The 17,035-nt window shown below is 47.9% G+C and carries 19 protein-coding genes and 1 other annotated feature; of the genes, 5 read left to right on the top strand and 14 right to left on the bottom strand.

Annotated elements, in window-relative coordinates; translation table 11 throughout:
- Positions 1-14 precede the first annotated feature (14 nt).
- The 4 genes from radA to nusA all read right to left on the bottom strand — a co-directional run bounded on the left by radA (position 15) and on the right by nusA (position 6,127).
- Positions 15-1,367 (bottom strand): DNA repair protein RadA, encoded by a 1,353-nt coding sequence (radA, locus tag J5A52_02710; GenBank protein ID QUB37967.1) that lies wholly within the window; start codon positions 1,365-1,367, stop codon positions 15-17.
- Positions 1,367-2,353 carry a hypothetical protein gene (locus J5A52_02705; protein ID QUB37966.1) on the bottom strand — a complete coding sequence of 329 codons (987 nt, stop codon included), beginning with the start codon at positions 2,351-2,353 and terminating at the stop codon, positions 1,367-1,369. Before J5A52_02705 ends, radA begins: the two co-directional genes overlap by 1 nt.
- Positions 2,334-4,808, bottom strand: a complete 2,475-nt coding sequence (locus J5A52_02700) for an ATP-dependent Clp protease ATP-binding subunit (GenBank protein ID QUB37965.1) — start codon at positions 4,806-4,808, stop codon at positions 2,334-2,336. The genes J5A52_02705 and J5A52_02700 overlap by 20 nt, the downstream gene beginning before the upstream one ends.
- Positions 4,809-5,008: 200 nt before the next feature.
- A complete protein-coding gene (gene nusA, locus J5A52_02695; protein ID QUB37964.1) occupies positions 5,009-6,127 on the bottom strand; it encodes a transcription termination/antitermination protein NusA in 1,119 nt (372 codons plus the stop codon).
- A gap of 174 nt (positions 6,128-6,301) precedes the next feature.
- On the opposite strand from nusA, the gene J5A52_02690 reads away from it, so the two are divergent.
- Positions 6,302-7,123, top strand: a complete 822-nt coding sequence (locus tag J5A52_02690) for an IS1595 family transposase (protein QUB37963.1) — start codon at positions 6,302-6,304, stop codon at positions 7,121-7,123.
- A gap of 79 nt (positions 7,124-7,202) precedes the next feature.
- Complete coding sequence (queA, locus tag J5A52_02685) at positions 7,203-8,231, top strand: tRNA preQ1(34) S-adenosylmethionine ribosyltransferase-isomerase QueA (GenBank protein QUB37962.1); 1,029 nt, start codon at positions 7,203-7,205, stop codon at positions 8,229-8,231.
- Between the two features lie 55 nt (positions 8,232-8,286).
- On the opposite strand, the gene J5A52_02680 is transcribed toward queA, so the two are convergent.
- Both J5A52_02680 and J5A52_02675 read right to left on the bottom strand, forming a co-directional pair.
- Entirely contained in the window at positions 8,287-8,517 is a 231-nt protein-coding gene (locus J5A52_02680; protein QUB37961.1) for a hypothetical protein, read from the bottom strand.
- A 48-nt stretch (positions 8,518-8,565) separates the two neighbouring features.
- Complete coding sequence (locus J5A52_02675; protein ID QUB37960.1) at positions 8,566-8,853, bottom strand: NUDIX domain-containing protein; 288 nt, start codon at positions 8,851-8,853, stop codon at positions 8,566-8,568.
- Positions 8,854-8,934: 81 nt separating this feature from the next.
- Here J5A52_02675 and cyaB point away from each other — a divergent pair, with 81 nt between their 5' ends.
- Positions 8,935-9,531, top strand: coding sequence for a class IV adenylate cyclase (gene cyaB, locus J5A52_02670; protein QUB37959.1), 597 nt, complete (start codon positions 8,935-8,937; stop codon positions 9,529-9,531).
- Between the two features lie 89 nt (positions 9,532-9,620).
- Here the strand turns inward: cyaB and J5A52_02665 are convergent, their stop codons facing one another.
- The 7 genes from J5A52_02665 to J5A52_02635 form a co-directional block, all read right to left on the bottom strand.
- On the bottom strand, positions 9,621-10,526 hold the full coding sequence (locus J5A52_02665; GenBank protein QUB37958.1) for a DUF2797 domain-containing protein: 906 nt from the start codon (positions 10,524-10,526) through the stop codon (positions 9,621-9,623).
- Positions 10,527-10,536: 10 nt separating this feature from the next.
- On the bottom strand, positions 10,537-11,052 hold the full coding sequence (locus J5A52_02660) for a hypothetical protein (protein QUB37957.1): 516 nt from the start codon (positions 11,050-11,052) through the stop codon (positions 10,537-10,539).
- Between the two features lie 151 nt (positions 11,053-11,203).
- A complete protein-coding gene (locus J5A52_02655) occupies positions 11,204-12,091 on the bottom strand; it encodes a hypothetical protein (GenBank protein ID QUB37956.1) in 888 nt (295 codons plus the stop codon).
- 166 nt (positions 12,092-12,257) lie between these two features.
- Positions 12,258-12,635 carry a 50S ribosomal protein L7/L12 gene (gene rplL, locus J5A52_02650; protein QUB37955.1) on the bottom strand — a complete coding sequence of 126 codons (378 nt, stop codon included), beginning with the start codon at positions 12,633-12,635 and terminating at the stop codon, positions 12,258-12,260.
- A gap of 48 nt (positions 12,636-12,683) precedes the next feature.
- Positions 12,684-13,208 carry a 50S ribosomal protein L10 gene (locus J5A52_02645; protein QUB37954.1) on the bottom strand — a complete coding sequence of 175 codons (525 nt, stop codon included), beginning with the start codon at positions 13,206-13,208 and terminating at the stop codon, positions 12,684-12,686.
- A gap of 52 nt (positions 13,209-13,260) precedes the next feature.
- Positions 13,261-13,392 (bottom strand) — a sequence feature (ribosomal protein L10 leader region).
- Between the two features lie 86 nt (positions 13,393-13,478).
- Positions 13,479-14,135: a dTMP kinase gene (tmk, locus tag J5A52_02640; GenBank protein QUB37953.1), complete on the bottom strand. Its 657-nt coding sequence runs from the start codon at positions 14,133-14,135 to the stop codon at positions 13,479-13,481.
- Positions 14,135-14,872 (bottom strand): deoxycytidine triphosphate deaminase, encoded by a 738-nt coding sequence (locus J5A52_02635; protein ID QUB37952.1) that lies wholly within the window; start codon positions 14,870-14,872, stop codon positions 14,135-14,137. Before J5A52_02635 ends, tmk begins: the two co-directional genes overlap by 1 nt.
- A 38-nt stretch (positions 14,873-14,910) precedes the next feature.
- On the opposite strand from J5A52_02635, the gene J5A52_02630 reads away from it, so the two are divergent.
- Positions 14,911-15,393 (top strand): dihydrofolate reductase, encoded by a 483-nt coding sequence (locus J5A52_02630; protein QUB37951.1) that lies wholly within the window; start codon positions 14,911-14,913, stop codon positions 15,391-15,393.
- A 33-nt stretch (positions 15,394-15,426) separates the two neighbouring features.
- On the opposite strand, the gene J5A52_02625 is transcribed toward J5A52_02630, so the two are convergent.
- Positions 15,427-16,368: a thymidylate synthase gene (locus J5A52_02625; protein ID QUB37950.1), complete on the bottom strand. Its 942-nt coding sequence runs from the start codon at positions 16,366-16,368 to the stop codon at positions 15,427-15,429.
- A gap of 351 nt (positions 16,369-16,719) precedes the next feature.
- Here J5A52_02625 and J5A52_02620 point away from each other — a divergent pair, with 351 nt between their 5' ends.
- Positions 16,720-16,833, top strand: coding sequence for a helix-turn-helix domain-containing protein (locus J5A52_02620; protein ID QUB37949.1), 114 nt, complete (start codon positions 16,720-16,722; stop codon positions 16,831-16,833).
- The last annotated feature ends 202 nt before the right edge of the window (positions 16,834-17,035 follow it).

Raw genomic sequence — 17,035 nt, 5'->3', positions numbered from 1 at the left:
GTCTTTGTTAACAACTACTTCATGTAGTCGATAAGCGCCTGACGCAAATCACACACGCCGCGCACAAATGAATTCTTTTTGCCCGATTTTGGAGCAATCGCCTGAGTAAAACCAAGCTTTTTCGCCTCAGCAACACGTCTGTCAGTTAATCGTGCCGAGCGAATTTCACCGCCCAGACCAACTTCACCGAACACTACTAAGCTATCATCTAGCTTGCGCCCTGCTGCTGCCGAAGCGATCGCCATTGCAACAGCCAAATCAGCTGCTGGATCAGCTAGTTTCAGCCCACCTACTACATTGATATAAATGTCTTTATCAGATAATTTCAGTTTTGTGCGTTTCTCAAGCACAGCAATCAGCAGGTTGAGGCGATTCAAATCAAATCCACTCGCCGTCCTTTTAGGATACCCGAAATTTGTCGAATTGACAAGGGCTTGAATCTCCACCAAAATCGGGCGGTTACCTTCAAGCGTAGCAAGCACCACTGATCCATCAGCGTTTTGACGCTCAGCAAGCAATGCCTCCGACGGATTTTCGACGACACTTAAGCCACGCTCGCTCATCTCAAAGATCGCCGCTTCACTGGTTGAGCCGTAACGATTTTTCACTGCACGCACTACCTTGAAGCCACCATAACGGTCGCCCTCAAACTGTAGCACGACATCAACCAAATGTTCCAACACCTTCGGTCCGGCAATTGAACCTTCTTTCGTGACATGCCCAACTAAAATTACTGCCGCACCAGATGTTTTAGCAGCACGAATAATCGCGTTGCTTGAGTTGGTAATTTGACTGACCGTTCCCGGCGCGCTCGTCACCTCTTCAAGACTAAGCGTTTGAATGCTGTCAATTATAACAAGTTTGTAAGCGCCGCTGCGAATCGTCGCCGCAATGTCGTCAGCACTCGTGCTTGCGACAAACTGCAAATGGTCGTCCGCTACCGCGCCCAAGCGCCGAGCTCGCAGCTTAACTTGCGACGCTGATTCCTCGCCGCTCGCGTACAACACTAGCACATTTTCAGAGACATGCGCTGCTATTTGCAGCAATAGCGTCGACTTGCCAATACCCGGCTGACCGGCCAACAGCATAACACCACCCGGTAGAATACCGCCGCCCAATACTGTGTCTAAATCGGCAATACCCGTGCCAAGGCGCGCGGTTGATGCTTCTGCTGAGATTGAACGCATTGACTGCGCTTTCAATATATTGCCATGCGCAGCGCTCCGTGCCACTACAGAATTGCCCACCGTGTGCACAACTTGCTCCACGAGTGAGTTCCACTCACCGCAGTTCTCACACTTACCGACCCACTTCGGATAGCTCGCACCGCATTGCTGGCACACGAATTGACTGCGTACTTTCGCCACTACTTCACCTCACTTGGCGCGCTCACACCGTTCATGCTTTGGTTCAATTGCTGCGCCCGCACAGCAAGCTTGTTGTATTCAGCAATCATAGTATTATACGCTGATATGCGTGTGTTCAACTGATTTTGCTGACTATTTAACGACGCAACGCGCCCCGAAAGTGCACTTCGCGTCGCATAGAACTCTTGCGACGAAAAATCACCGCTTACCGCTCGCTGATTGAAGCTTTGAATATCGGAGTTTAGTTGATTCAGTTCATTCTGGTAAGCATCCGTTTCAGTTTTAAGTGACGATTCTTCAGCAGATATCTTCGCTTTTAACGACGTTGCCTGCTGGTCTAACTCCGAAAATACTTGCGTGTAACGCTGATTTAGCGTCACGATACTCGCACGGTTCGTAAAGTAACGCGCATAATATCGCTCTAGCTCACTATCAAGATTTGCGATCGTTGTTCCTAAAATTGAGTGCAATTCATTAATCTCAGCGCCTGGCTCCGCCTGCTTATAATACTCCATTAGACGTTTTAATGTCGGCTCGTTTTTCACTTTTTGATACGCTGCACGCACTAATCCGTCCACTTTATGCTGTTCAAATGTACTCAACCGCGCATAAGCCGCATGCAACAACTCATGTGCCGCCGTCACATCAAGCGCACCATCAAGCTCGCTGTTTTGTACATTATATAAATAAATCCGGTCGCGGTAGTAGCACCCCAAGATCGCTGTTGTCCGCTCCACACTATGACAACTGCCGTTAAACTGTCCGGAATCCTGCACCTCAGGACTAGTCGCGTAAAAAATCCGTCTGCCCGCTGACGTCAGCGTTACACGCTGCTCAATCGCTGAGATATGCGATGACGGCGTATACTGCTGCGCGCGGAACTCGTCAAGCAGTTGCGGACCAAACCAATACGCCGCCGCTAGCCCTCCAGCAACCGCCACAATCGCAGTAAACGATCGCATAAAGCTAGTTCGTTTCAGTCTCACTACGCCGTTCAATCGCAATTGCCCCCTCGGCCAACACTACTTCTAGAATATCACCTTTTTGGTATGAATTTGCTAAAACTCCCTCAGCAATCGCATGCTCGACTTCGTCTTCAATAACGCGACGTAATGGACGTGCACCGAATTTAACAGTGTACCCCTTATCAATTAGATATCGTTTCGCTGCGGGCGCAACCTTCAGTGCCAAACCTTGACGCACAAGTCGCTGACGCAACTCACCGATCAGCAAATCAAAAATTTTACCAACTTCCGACCGCGTGAGCGCGCGGAACGTGATAACACCATCAAAACGATTAATAAGCTCTGGTCGCATGTACTTTTCAAGCGCATCATGCGTTAAGCGGGCATTGCGCTCATGCAACGAATCAAGCTGTCCGTTTTTTATGCTGCGCGCACGAAATCCAAGTTCCGATTCTTTCATCATTTGATCGGCACCAAGGTTGCTCGTCAGAATGATAATCGTATTACGAAAGCTTACTTCCCTGCCTTTTGCGTCGGTCAACACGCCATCTTCAAGCAGCTGTAATAGTAAATTAAATACATCCGGATGTGCTTTTTCAATTTCGTCAAATAATACAACGCTGTAAGGCTGGCGCCGAATCTTGTCAGTCAGCTTACCGCCATCTTCGTAGCCAACATAACCTGCCGGCGCGCCAACAAGTCGCGATGTATTATGCTTTTCACCGAACTCACTCATATCAATTTTGACAAGCGCATCTTCGCTGCCAAACACTTCACGTGCTAGCACCTTAGCAAGTTGCGTTTTACCTACACCTGTCGGTCCCATAAACACGAAGCTACCAATCGGGCGACGGCTGCTTGCTACGCCAGAGCGGCTACGTCGAATCGCCCGCGCCACTTTCTGGATCGCTTCACGTTGTCCAATAATATACTTACTTAAATGCTTTTCAAGCTGTTGCAACAATTTTGCCTCACTGGTCTGTACTTTTTCGACTGGAATATCCGTCATCACCGCGATAGCATGTGCCACATCGTCATCGGTTAGCTGAATCGCTCGTTTACCCTCTTGCGCGATTTTTTCAACCTCTAGCTTTTCATTAATTTGGCTAATCCGCTGCTTGTAGAGCGCCGCCCGCTCATAGTCTTCATGTGTGACCGCCTCTTCCATGCGCTCATTCAAATGTTTGAGTTCTTTCAGATAATCACGCTGCCGGCTCGGTACATGTCCTTGCTTAACTCGCACGCGCGCTGCAGCTTCATCAAGTACATCAATTGCTTTATCTGGCATAAACCGATCAGATACATAGCGGTCGCTCATATACACCGCCGACTCAATCACACTGTCGGTAATCGTCACTCCGTGATGTTTTTCATAATAGCTTTTCAGCCCTTTTAAAATTGCAATCGTTTGCGTAATCGTTGGTTCTTTTACGACAATCGTCTGAAAACGTCGTTCTAAAGCTGCATCTTTTTCGATATGCTTACGATATTCATCAAGCGTTGTTGCGCCAATCATATGCAACTCGCCGCGGGCAAGCGCCGGCTTCAAAATGTTTGCCGCATCCATACTTCCCTCAGCCGCACCTGCTCCCACTAGCAAATGCAGCTCATCAATGAATACGATAATATTCGCTTGCTTTTTGATTTCTGCGACGACCTTTTTCAATCGGTCTTCAAACTCGCCGCGATATTTCGTACCTGCGATCATCGCCGCCATATCTAACATAATCACGCGTTTGTCAAGTAAATGTGCCGGCACATCCTCGTGCACGATACGCTGCGCCAAACCCTCAACGATAGCCGTCTTACCAACACCCGGCTCACCAATCAGTACAGGATTATTTTTTGTACGCCGGCTAAGAATAGTAATCATACGTTCCAACTCTTTATCGCGCCCAATCATTGTGTCAAGCTCGCTTGCCGCCGCTTTCGCTGTCAAGTCAATTCCGAACACACTAAGCGCACCGCCACGTACCGCTCGCCGCCGCGGCTCAGTCGCGATATTTCCATGCTCATTGCGATTCTCCTCAAATGAGTCCTCAAGCTCACTCATTAATTTATCAACGTCTACACCCATGTCGCGTAACAACGTCGTAGCCCGCGCATTTCCTTGGCGTAACACGCTATACAGAATATGCTCAGTGCCCAAAAAATCGTGATTATATTCTTTAGCAGCTTCCCACGCCATACGTAACGTCAACATCGCCGTTTCGCTTAAACCTACTACGCCCGTACTTGTCACGACGCGCGACGGTTTGATATCAAGCGCTATTTCTGCCTGCTGCAGTGTTACACCCGCATCTGCAAGCACTTTTGCCGCTGAGCTCGATCCCTGCGCCAATACACCTAGTAATAAATGTTCGGTTCCAATATAATTGCTTCCGTTACCACGTGCAATCGCATCAGCATGTTGCACGCTAGCGCGTGCATTATCAGTCAAATGTGAAATAAAATCTGCAAAATCCTCTGGCATCATTCGTTGCTCTCCATTTCTATGGCATAGTTACCCATACGCCCTAGTATACCGATAATGTTAGCACTCGTCAAGGTAGAGTGCTAACATTCTTACAATTTTCATACGCTTCATCATGCAAAGCTGTCGATGGTACGCCTGGTCAAACAAAAAAGCCTCTCAAGGATTTGGAGGCTTTCTGCTTTAATTTTAATGTAATAATTCTATTCTTGATCTTCAATCGCCGCAAACAGCCCATCTTCAATGTTTGTACGTGGTTTTTTCTCAACCGGCTTGGCAGCTGCTGTTTCAATATCCAATTCGTAGCCCGTTAAGCGGCTCGCCAGACGTACGTTTTGTCCGCCGCGACCGATCGCGATTGATTGTTGATCTTCTGTAACGTAGACTTTCGCTGATTTATGTTCTTTATCAATTTCAACTTTCACGATTTCCGCTGGGCTAAGTGCATTACGGATATATGTATCAATATTCTCGTCGTAGGTTACAATATCAATTTTTTCCTGATCGCCAATCTCATTCATTACCGCGTTAACGCGTGTGCCGTGCCCGCCAACGAATGTGCCAACCGGATCAACGCCCGGCACTAAGCTCGCAACTGCCAACTTCGTGCGGCGACCCGCCTCGCGCGCAATGCCTTTGATTTCGACCGCACCTGTTTCCATTTCTGGTACTTCCTGACGGAATAGATATTCAATAAAAGCTTCATTGCCACGACTAAGCACCAGCTGTGCGCCACGCCCGTCGCGCTCAATGTCCTTAATGAATACCCTGAGACGCTGTCCAACTGAATAATGTTCTCCTTGAATTTGCTCGCTTTGCGGTAAAATACCCGTCGCTTTGCCTAACTCAACACGCACAACGCGCGGCTCTACGCGCTGTACAACGCCCGTCACAACCGTACCAATTTTATCTTCAAATTCAGCCAGCACAACCTCGCGCTCTGCTTCACGTAAGCGTTGAATTACGACCTGCTTGGCAGTCTGCGCCGCCACGCGCCCGAAACTCGTAACGTCGTGTGTTTCCATCACGACTTCACTACCAAGCTCAGCGTTTTTATCAATTTTTTGTGCATCTTCCAAACTAATTTGGTTAATGTCGTTTTCAACATCCTCAACAACTGTTTTCACGACCGACACTTTCGCTGTGCCATCATTAATATTGAGTTCGGCGCGTACGTTTTGCTCGCGCTCGCCGTTATCGCGGCGCCACGCCGCAGCGATTGCTTGCTCAATTACACCCAGCACGACATCCTCAGGAAGCGCTTTCTCTTCGGCAATCGTACGCATTGCTAACGTCATTTGTTTTACGTTCAAATCTTGCATAATGTTCCTTTCTTACGAAAAATTCCGACCTGCCGGCCGGATTAGTGCGGTTTTATTGTACCCAATTGCAGTGTCCGCTGTCAAGAGCCACCCGCTAAGGATACTCTAAACTAAAACGGAACATCCCATATACTTAGAGATGTAAAGCAACTAAGTACAGAAAGGACGCTCCGTATGTCTAACATACCAAACTTTGCCAGCAATAAGAAGTGCTGGAGGCTTATCAACAAGCTTGTCTTTGGGGAGGAGGTGTCGTGCCCGCTCTGCGGGTGCGAGCTGCAAGAAAACTACCTCTCAAGATATCTCTGGTGCAAAATATGCCGCAAAAAGCTCAGAGCCACTGCCTGGCATGGTTCCTGGCTGTATGGCATGAAGCTGTCGTCCAAACAACTATTCAAGCTAATCTGGTGCTGGCAGAATCGTAAAAGTGTTGAGGCAGCTATACTGTTTGCTGGCGTTAGTTATCCAACTGTAGCTAGATGGTTCTCCCGCTTTCGAGAGAACCTGCCAGACGCTGCAACAATGCTAGAAGGCTTAATCCAAGCCGACGAAAGCTACTTCTCAAAGCTCAAGAGTAAACAAGCTACCTACATAGTTACTGGCGCCATTGAGCAGGATACCGGGCGCTTAGCCTTGCGTATAACCGGCGGCTTCCATGACGGACGAAGCCAAGATGTGCTTGAACAGTTCATCCAAGACAGCGTAAAACCAGGCAGCCTAATTATTACCGACAAATGGTACGGTTACGACGAATTACCGCTCCTAGGCTACGAGCATGAAAGCCACAACCACAGCAGAGGCGACTTTGCTAATACCAACAAAGCTGAGCTAATTTGGAGCGTAGCCAAGCGCCACATGCGCAAACTCTACGGACAACGCATCCTAACCCACCAACTAGAAGAACTCTGCAAAGAATGGATGGCAAGAGCCAACCGCCCCAAGCTATTCGAGGACCCGATGACTTACCTGCGCTTTACTTTGGATGTTCCGGGTTAGTTGACTGAACCCCGCTAAGCCTCTTACCGTTGCTCATATTGACGCCTCCACCACCGAAAGACGTGCTATACTGATGCCTATGCAGTTATCCGATTTTCATTACGATATTCCACATGAGCTCATCGCCAACCAACCGCCCGCTGTACGCGGAACGTCACGATTACTTACACTTAACCGCCACACTGGTGCAATCAACGACCGCCATTACCCTGATATCGTTGATTACCTAAATACGGGCGATGCGCTCGTCATTAACGATACGAAAGTGCTAAAAGCTCGCCTGCGTGCCCGCAAACCAAGCGGCGGCGAGCGCGAACTAGTGCTCGTCGAGCAGCATGGTTCACACGACGATTGGTTTCGGCATAAAGTAATTTACCGCCGTAAGTTGCATGCCGGCGATACGCTTTTTGTTAGTGATGACGAATTAGTTGTTGAAGAAATTTTGGGCGGCGGGGTTGCTGTCGTTCGCAGCCAGCGCAGCCTACTTGACATTGCAGAGGAATACGGCTCAGTACCATTACCGCCCTATATGAACCGCGATGCTACGCCTACTGACATTGAGCGCTACCAAACCGTTTTTGCGCACAAAATCGGTTCAGTCGCCGCGCCAACTGCTAGTCTCAACATGACAGACGAGATCCTCGCGCGGCTACGCGCCAAAGGTGTTGTTATCGTGCATGCTACATTACATGTCGGGCTTGGTACATTTCTGCCGATTCGCGTAGATGACATCACCAAGCATACTATGCACCAGGAATATTTCTCAATACCTGCCGCCACCATAGCTGCAATCCAAACCGCAAAGGCTAGCGACAACCGCGTTATTGCACTCGGTACAACAATGACACGCACACTTGAATATGCCCACCAACAAATCCTGCACGAATCGCCGCACGACATCACCGGCGAAGCAGATATATTTATCTATCCGGGCTATAAATTTCAGGTAATTGATGCGCTAATTACAAACTTTCATTTGCCAGAAAGCACCGTCCTCATGCTCACTGCTGCATTTGCTGACTGGAATGTGCTGCGCCCCGCATACAAGCACGCTGTCGCCGAGCGATACCAGTTTTTTAGCTACGGTGATAGCATGCTTATTACATAAACAAAATTTTGAAGATATGAAAAATCATCCTCTTTATTGGCGGCTAAGAATAAAGTTAAAGATTTATATAGTATTCAAGTATTTTGATATCTCTTAATGTCATAAATTTCGTTCTGTAAATAGAATCATACTCTGATGCTTGCATAGCGTCAATCGAAAACTTCATTTTTTCTAGAGCCTCCAATTTTGGAGGCCAAACAACAGTCGCCCCTTCATCTTTCTCTTTTTCTGTCAGGCTATTCTTGCCAAGATCGGCAACTTTTTGCGCAGAATATACGAAAGACAACTGCTTAAAGTTTTCCTGAGATTTGTACTCAACAGCAACACCAAGTTTTTATTGTATATCAATCGTGCAGCCTAATTCTTCCCTACATTCTCTCTGGAACGCAGCAGTTGAGTCTTCACCATCGTCCACACCTCCGCCAGGCAGTTTGTATTCTTTCTTTTTCGCTTTATATAGAAGTGCAATTTCTCTATTTTCATTCACAACAATGCCTCTTGCTCCCAGTCTTACAACAGGATCTCTGTCGTGTTTAATTGGCTTAATCCCAAAATCCTTATCTGTTATATACACGATTTCATCTAAAGCGGTCGTGTGCATTAAATTAAAGTTAAGTGTCATCTTCTCTCCTTTGTGAACAATTTGATTTATACATTTCCTGTTTGATGCTAGACCATGCCGTGGAATGATACAATAATAAATATGACAACTACCACGGAGTATACAGTACTTGAAGTCGAACGCAAACGCACATTTACCGGTAATGTGGATACGTTTATTGCAACGCTACGAGCACATGGTTTCGCACAGACTAGCCAATTACACGAAAATGATACCTATTATTCTCGCCCCGACGTTGATTTCATGCAGACTGTTGAGTGTTTGCGCGTGCGTGAGCGCGATGGGTTTGCCGAGGTGACATATAAACCGGCAACATCGCACGCAACAAGTACAAACGATGGCGTAATCATGAAACCGGAGACAAATCTATCAATTGCGCCAAACGATACAGCAACTGCCAAACAATTGCTCGTAAATCTTGGCATGATAGAACTAGTGACGGTTACTAAATTCCGACGTATATTTACCTCAGCGGCATATCCCAGCACTGTAATCGCGATTGATGAAATTGCGAATGTCGGAACATTCATTGAAACAGAGGTAACGCTTGCGGATAAAGCAGTAGCGCTTCAAACTGTTGACAAGCTGGAACGGTTACTTGATATAGACACGCTTCCTCTTGCAACGAAGCCGTATCGCGATATGTGTATGAAGATAAAACCTAATCAGACTGCATAAATTTAAAAGCAGCAAACTGCCAGCCTGTGTGTAAATGACTGTCAAAACGGTACACCACCGCTAAGCTATGTAAGTATTCTAAACTAGTACTAAAACAAGCTCGCCTGTACTGGCGCGAGTTTTAGTGGCGCAATGTCGCCTGCAATCGTGACATAATTACCAAGATACTGTTTCATCGGCATTGCAAGTAGCCGATTTTGCTGTTCCATAACGAGTAGCTGTCCGATCAATCCTACGAATGTACCAGAGAGATGCGGTTGATTCCATAGCTCTATAGCGGTACACGACGAAAGCACCACGTCGTCGATCATTACGCTTGACAATTCAGCAAACTGTGGGTTAGGAAATTGTATATTCAGTGCACGCTGGATCGCCGTAATCATCTGCTCTAATTTTCGCCGCGCCGCTACTTCGTCGTACGAGTTTTCGACTAAAATTTGCGCCTTTTTGCGCAACTGGACGCTTTCACACAATCCAGGCAGCCGGGCAATCTGTGCTTCATACTGCCGCGCGACGTTGGCGCTCGGGAACGTTTCGAGAATTACAACACTCCGCGCACCTTGCTCAAGCAGTCGTGCCAATCCACGCCCGGCATTTGAAATCCCAACTTTAACAGTCTCTGATGAAAAATACGCAAGGTACAATAAATGCGGTTTTTTGTTGAGTTCAGCTTGTTGCACACTCAATTCTGTCGTGTTGTAGAACGCTGGATTAAAGCCAGTCTTCTGTTGGCATTCAGGACACTGTTCATATTTTTCAGAGACATCGCGCTTGCCTGGACACTCATAACACTCGCCAGTTCGCATATCATACCAACCAGTACAGCGTTTGCGGCTTAGATCAAATGTCAGCGTAAAGTTACCGGCAGGACGAGCATATACAAAGACGCCGTCAGCATCCATCAGCCGAAAATACGGAGCGTTACACGTACTGTCAAAGCTAACTCTCGTGAATAGAAACTTTCCAAGCGGCAAATCAACTAATTCACGAATCATCTTTTATCTACTACAATGCGGCTTCTACCGCTGCCCAGCTGGCATCTGGGTCGTCTTCCGGCACGATGATAGTAACTTGATCGCCAACGTTAATACGGAAGTAGGTGACGCTCGCAAGTAAGATACGATACTCTTTGCCCTGCGCTTCAACATAGTATGCACCGTCATGCTGAACGAGCGTACCAATGATCTGCTTGCGTGCGACTGGCCCAATTTGTTTGTAAATGAAGCCACCGTCGCTCGCAATGGTTAGCTTGAGAATGTCGCCTTCAACCAGTTTCGATTTGCTAGCATAGTTGGCAGGCACTGGATAATTCTTGCCGTCTGGACCGACCATGGTTTGCCCGTCAAACACACCCTCAATAATTTTTCCGGTAACATCCTCGCGACTATTAACCGGTGTCACAATCTGCCCGTCATCGCCCAAAATACTCATGAGCAATTCTTTAGCGGCAGCTAAATTTGTTTCCGCTTCTTGAATCAACGACTTAAGCCGTTTGACTTGTTTTTCTGGTAATTCTGACATACTGGTTCTCGCATTCCTTTGTATGTTTTCTTGATGATATCAATTTTATTATACGCTTTCACTAGTTGCTGTCAAGGATTACATCGTTTATCCACACGAATAACAGTAGTTCCTGAAAAGTCGTTGTATTTTTTGTGCAGCACCATGGCTGCTATTTTGTAGGTGGCGCTAGCCGTACAGAGATATGAGCAGATTTTGTGATACCACGAAAAGCACGCTGCGTTATTGATCCTGCGAGTTCATTACGGGTTGTTCGCGTGAGCGTCTTTTCATAAAAATACATTGGAACAGCGGCGTAGGCTGGATGTGTTTTAAAAGCGCAAACAAGCGGTTCAAGCATCTCATTAGTAATGCGCACTTCGTGAAAATGGTGCGCGATTTGTTCTTCCGCTGCGCGGCAGTCAAACGGTTTTTTGACCGTAAATCGCTGCAGCACTACATTGCCATCCTGATATGCAGTGAAGACGCCGTTCTGCTGCGGATATGCAGCGACTGTGTCAAACGCACCATCACGCGCAATATCTAGTAGTGCCGGGTAAAAACAGAAAAAGGATCTCGTTGCCTCATCGCTTGCGTCGCTTGCCTCTATTGTGAGCATAGCGGTGTCAAAAAGCTCAGGACGTTCAGTGATAATAAACGAGTCGTCAGCTGACACGCGTACGCCGCTTGCGCCACCGACAATGCGCTGGCATGCTGCGAGCTGGCTCATCAATAAAGCATCGTTCTGGACATTAACGATAGCCATCAATTCAGCTTCAATATGTGCGAGCGATTCTGCAACAATGCGCTGGTTAATACTAAATTGTTCCGTGTAAAGTGACTGCTCAAATAACGCAATATCCTCGTCTGTGTATAGCTCGGCGTGAAAGAATATCGTCGACTCAACTGTATTACCATCAACATTGCCGACAAACGCACGCGACCGGTCAGCCGCTCGCAGTGATAATAAAAACCGGCGAATGACTATATGCTCAAACAAGTGGCATACGTCGTGCGAAAAAGGCAAATCATAGAACGCGTAGAGTCTAGCAGCAACCATACGGTTAGTATAGCAAAAGTTATCTACGGCACGCTCTGCATGCTCATCAGCAATAAAAAGACCTCGTGAGAGAGCGTCATTAACTAAAACTAAATTACCCCGCTCCTACTTTAGGGCGGGGTAACTCTATAAAACAATGCGATCTCGTAACTATGTAGAAGCGAGCCTACGCCAATTCAACAGTTGCGCCAGCGTCTTCCAGAGACTTCTTGGCAGCTTCAGCTTCGTCTTTTGACACTTTTTCTTTGATCGGGCTTGGCGCATTATCAACAAGCGCTTTAGCTTCACCGAGACCAAGTCCAGTTAGCTCTTTTACCGCTTTGATAACGGCAACTTTTTGCGAACCAGCGTCCTTTAGTGTGACAGTGAATTCGGTTTTTTCGTCGGCAGCAGCAGCTCCTGCGTCAGCGGCTGGACCAGCGACTGCAACCGCAGCAGCAGCCGGCTCAATGCCGTATTCTTCTTTCAAAATGGTTTTTAATTCATTCACCTCTAGAACTGTCAATTTAGTCAGTTCTTCGGCAAGTTTCTTTACATCTGCCATAGAATTTCTCCTTTGGTATTTTCTAACATTAATACTAAACTTTGGTTTTTACGCAACAGCCTTATCGGCAACACCGTCAAGCAGCGCATGAATATTGCCAGAAAGTGCATTCGTAACGTCGTGAACCGGCGAGAGTAATTGCGCCACCGTTTCAGCAATAAGCTGATTCTTGCTCGGTAAGCCAGCAAGCGCCGTTACTTCAGCAGTACTTTGCGCTATGCCTTCGCCACTGAAGCCAGCGACGAGCTCAAGCACTGGATGAGTTTTAGCAAAATCATTCAGCACCTTAGCAGGCATAACTTCGTCGTCCTGCGATACAGCATAAAGCAACTGTCCTGTGAGTGCCGATGTGTCGGTGCTCTTATAGGTGTTACTCTCACTCATCGCAACGCGTACCAGGCGATTCTTCACCACCTTGATAACAACGCCAGCCTCGCGTGCGTTTTTACGCAATTCCTGCAATTCAGCTACGCTGATCCCTTGGTATTTTGCGACAGCCGTGCTTTTCGCGTTCGCAAACAGCTCACTCATTTCTGCGACCAAAGCCTGTTTCTTGTCTTTGCTAATTGCCATAGACAAAATCCTTTCGTTTGCTTTGATAAATGAGACCGCATTGTTAAGGTTCGACACTGACAAAAAAACGCCCCTGCATGCGCAAAGACGAAAAAACGAAGTAATTTCCTCGGTAGCATTCTTATCGGCACTACGCTTTTTGCGACTCGCCCGCTACGGTCTTTGGCAATGTCTTACCAGATATTGTAACAGAAGAGTGCTAAGACCGCAAGAATGCGCGCGAGATTTACCATAGCAGCAATGCAGCACCAACCAACTGGACACTTCCACTTATGAAATAATCTGCAAAATCTCCGCCCGAATCTCCGCTGGTGTCTTATAATGATCTGACACAGCGCATTCAACAACGGGCAGTGACATATCGCGAGCGAGCACAGCGTAACCGTTATCTACTCTACGCTGAAAATCATCAGCGCGCGATTCAAACGCATCAAGATATATTAAACTACTACGCTCGGCAAGACGGCGCTTGCGCTCAATGTCGTCGTTAATAACCAGAACAACTACATGATCCGGTGCCATATAACGCGCATCAGTGAAAAGCGCTGTCGTTTCGCGAATATGATCAAGATCAAGCCCTTCGCCGTAACCTTGGTATGCGAGCGTCGAAAGATAATTGCGTGCCGCTAGTACGACCGCACCCCGCTCAAGTGCCGGCGCAATACTGTGCTGCCATAATTCTCGCCGCGCCGCGCTGAACAATGCCAGATTAATTTCTGGATCACGTTGCAACTGTCTATTCTTGATAATTGCGCGCAGATAGCTAGCAACGGGTGTCGTAAACGCTGGGTCGCCACCGCCTGGCTCTTCAACAATTACCACGCTACGCCCCTGCTCATGGAAATATGTTTGCAGTAGGCGGACTTGTGTTGATTTGCCCGTACCATCATTCCCCTCAATGACAATATAGCGCCCGCGCGTAATCATTATAGTAATCCTTCAGCAAGCCCCTCAACTACCCGCGGCAGCTTAACGGGCGATGCGTAGGCGCGCGGCAACAACATATCGGGGCGCCAAGCGGCCTTGATAGCAGCAAGATCAGTACTTGATACAGATTGATAGTTGCCCGAAGCGCGCGAATATTCTGTTTCAACCGGACCAGTGGCACTGAATACAATTTGCGCGATACGATAGCCAACGGGCAATACGATATGTTCGCGCTCATTGAGATTATGAATTTCCATTGTCCAACGGTTGATATAGCCCGGATCGCCCCATCCCGCGCAATAACACGCCGATATGCCAATGCGCCCTGTAGTACTGCGCGCTTGCATGCTAGTCGTACCGGGCGGCAAAATACCGATAAACTCATGCGTATGCGCGAGGATCCGCTCATTCGGTCGTAGGACAATAACAGGGTGGTCGGCGGAAATATTAGTAATCTCTGCGATATTTGCAATCGGGCTCGCCAAGCGTTTTTGCGCATCGCGCCACGGTCTTGCAATATTATACGTACCAAAATACCGCTTAACGTCCGCCTGGTCAAACGGATTAAATAACGCATCGCCATTCTCGATTCCGCCGGCGTAGTAAAAATAATAGCCAAGCATCACGTCAATACTTGAGCCATTGATTCGCGCGGGTGCCGGATCGCACACAATATGCCCGCTCGCAAGCGCTTTTTTTATCTCAATGTCGCTATAAATAGCCGTTGATTCTTGCACAATTTCCCCTAACGTTACCAATATTGTATCATGAACGTATGGAAAAATGTATTGTCGTGGCGTACGATAGAAACCGTGGTATCGGCGCACGCGGTGATTTGCCGTGGGGGCGTGCACTACCGGCTGATTTGAAACATTTTCGCGCGCTGACAATAGGCAAATCAGTCATCATGGGGCGCGCAACGTTTGAGTCGATTGGACAAGCGCTGCCGCAGCGTGAAAATATCGTAGTAACACACCGAACGCTTGACGCAGCAGGCATTACAGCAGTCGACAGCCTAGCGCGAGCATACAGAATCGCGCAGCATCAGCCGTGTGTAATCGGCGGCGCGAGTATCTATGAGCAAGCACTGGCGGATTGTGACGTTATTTATGCAACTGAAGTTGATCATTCGTTTACTGGCATCGACCGTTACTTTCCATCACTCGACGACAGCTGGCACGAGCGCGAACGTCAATCATTCCCGGCAGATGAAGCGAATCAATACGCCTATAGTTTTGTAACATATATGCGCGCGTAATACATGCAGTCTTGCTGCACACTTAAAACCCTACTACACCGCTACCGGTGCTTTGATGCTCGGGCAATACTGATAGTTAATAAGCTTGATGTCATCCGGCGCAAACTCGAAGATGTTATCAACCTCTGGATTCAACCATAGCCTTGGCAGCGGCAACGGCTCGCGGCTAAGCTGTTCATCAACCTGCGTAATGTGATTATTATAGATATGCGCGTCGCCGAATGTATGGACAAACTCGCCCGGTTTGAGCTCGGTGACATGCGCCATCATGCAGAGCAATAGCGCATAGCTAGCAATATTGAACGGCACACCCAAAAACATATCAGCGCTACGCTGGTATAATTGACAATCTAGGCGATCGCCGCGCACGTTGAACTGGAACATTGTATGGCATGGCGGCAGCCCCGCTACTGCCATCTCGTCAATATCGGCGGCATTCCACGCGCTCACAATGTTGCGCCGGCTAGCCGGGTTCGTTTTGATCGTGTCGACAGCGCGCTGGATTTGGTCGATTTCGCCGCCCTTTCCATCTGGCCAATGCCGCCATTGATAGCCGTAAACTGGACCTAAATCACCCCATTGCTCAGCAAAAGCGTGGTCTGTCGCAATGCGTCCAACAAACGCTTTCATACCGTTACGCCACTCCGGTGTAGACGTTTCTTCTGGAGACACCTGGCGCCCCTCTGTCGCCTCTACGTAATGCCGGTACGGCCAGCTGTCCCAAATGTGTACATTCTGCCGTGCGAGCGCTTCTAGATTGCGGTCGCCGCTTAAAAACCATAACAACTCGCGTTTGCAAGTATCAAAATAGAGCCGTTTCGTCGTGAGTGCGGGAAACTCGCCGCTCGATAGATCGAACCGTATCTGCCGCCCGAACACGCTGCGCGTACCTGTACCGGTACGATCATCCTTACTCTCACCATTATCACGCACATCGCGCAGCAAATCAAGATATGCATGTTCTTGCGTTCTCATTCGTTCCCTCATGAAATTACCGTCAATTCCAGTGTACGACGAATATAAAACGAGTGCAAATCCTATTCCAAAAGAAAAGCCGCCCCAGACAGGAGCGTGAACAGACAGCTTATGTCTGGGGCGGCTCAACTGTCATGGGGCGATGACGGGAGTATCGGACTCCGCTCTCCGCTCGCACTCGCGCAAGGTGTCATTGGGAGTAAACGTAATACTCCCAAAAAAAGGAGAATGTACCGAGTACATACTCCTGCGAGGAGACTTGCTTTCCAATTTAGCCCCGTGGTTTAATGGATTTTTGGAAAGTCTAATATAACCGGAAAGGGCGTTAGAAACGCGTCTAACAACAAGCATATGCAACTTTGCTACGATGAACGTATAGTTATCGAGAATAGGTTAAAGAATGGCGAATCATACGCTGCCATTGCCAAGCCGCTTGGACGCTCAACCAGTACTATCTCTCCGTGAGGTTAATAGCTTTATTGAGGAGCAAATACAAAGGCTGCCCGGGTCGAAAACGGAATAAGAATAGACAGCCGCGTTACTATACCGGCCATTGCCAGCCTAGATAGCCCGCAAGTACCGCGGGCCCAAGTTATGGTTAGTACCATTCGTAAGGCTAAAGAGGGCGTTAAAAGGCACGGCAGAGGCTACATAGCAAGATGTATAG

It is taken from the genome of TM7 phylum sp. oral taxon 349, assembly GCA_018127705.1.
Classification (GTDB): Bacteria; Patescibacteriota; Saccharimonadia; order Saccharimonadales; family Saccharimonadaceae; genus Saccharimonas.
The sequence above is the reverse complement of the archived record's forward strand: the minus strand, read 5'-3'. Positions and strand labels throughout refer to the sequence as shown.

What these genes read in the sequence shown, in the direction of transcription:
- J5A52_02700 (QUB37965.1), bottom strand. Translation starts at nt 4,808, where the DNA reads ATGATGCCAGAGGATTTTGCAGATTTTATTTCACATTTGACTGATAAT.
- nusA (QUB37964.1), bottom strand. Translation starts at nt 6,127, where the DNA reads ATGCAAGATTTGAACGTAAAACAAATGACGTTAGCAATGCGTACGATT.
- J5A52_02690 (QUB37963.1), top strand. Translation starts at nt 6,302, where the DNA reads ATGTCTAACATACCAAACTTTGCCAGCAATAAGAAGTGCTGGAGGCTT.
- queA (QUB37962.1), top strand. Translation starts at nt 7,203, where the DNA reads ATGCAGTTATCCGATTTTCATTACGATATTCCACATGAGCTCATCGCC.
- J5A52_02675 (QUB37960.1), bottom strand. Translation starts at nt 8,853, where the DNA reads ATGACACTTAACTTTAATTTAATGCACACGACCGCTTTAGATGAAATC.
- cyaB (QUB37959.1), top strand. Translation starts at nt 8,935, where the DNA reads ATGACAACTACCACGGAGTATACAGTACTTGAAGTCGAACGCAAACGC.
- J5A52_02665 (QUB37958.1), bottom strand. Translation starts at nt 10,526, where the DNA reads ATGATTCGTGAATTAGTTGATTTGCCGCTTGGAAAGTTTCTATTCACG.
- J5A52_02660 (QUB37957.1), bottom strand. Translation starts at nt 11,052, where the DNA reads ATGTCAGAATTACCAGAAAAACAAGTCAAACGGCTTAAGTCGTTGATT.
- J5A52_02655 (QUB37956.1), bottom strand. Translation starts at nt 12,091, where the DNA reads ATGGTTGCTGCTAGACTCTACGCGTTCTATGATTTGCCTTTTTCGCAC.
- rplL (QUB37955.1), bottom strand. Translation starts at nt 12,635, where the DNA reads ATGGCAGATGTAAAGAAACTTGCCGAAGAACTGACTAAATTGACAGTT.
- J5A52_02645 (QUB37954.1), bottom strand. Translation starts at nt 13,208, where the DNA reads ATGGCAATTAGCAAAGACAAGAAACAGGCTTTGGTCGCAGAAATGAGT.
- tmk (QUB37953.1), bottom strand. Translation starts at nt 14,135, where the DNA reads ATGATTACGCGCGGGCGCTATATTGTCATTGAGGGGAATGATGGTACG.
- J5A52_02630 (QUB37951.1), top strand. Translation starts at nt 14,911, where the DNA reads ATGGAAAAATGTATTGTCGTGGCGTACGATAGAAACCGTGGTATCGGC.
- J5A52_02625 (QUB37950.1), bottom strand. Translation starts at nt 16,368, where the DNA reads ATGAGAACGCAAGAACATGCATATCTTGATTTGCTGCGCGATGTGCGT.
- J5A52_02620 (QUB37949.1), top strand. Translation starts at nt 16,720, where the DNA reads ATGCAACTTTGCTACGATGAACGTATAGTTATCGAGAATAGGTTAAAG.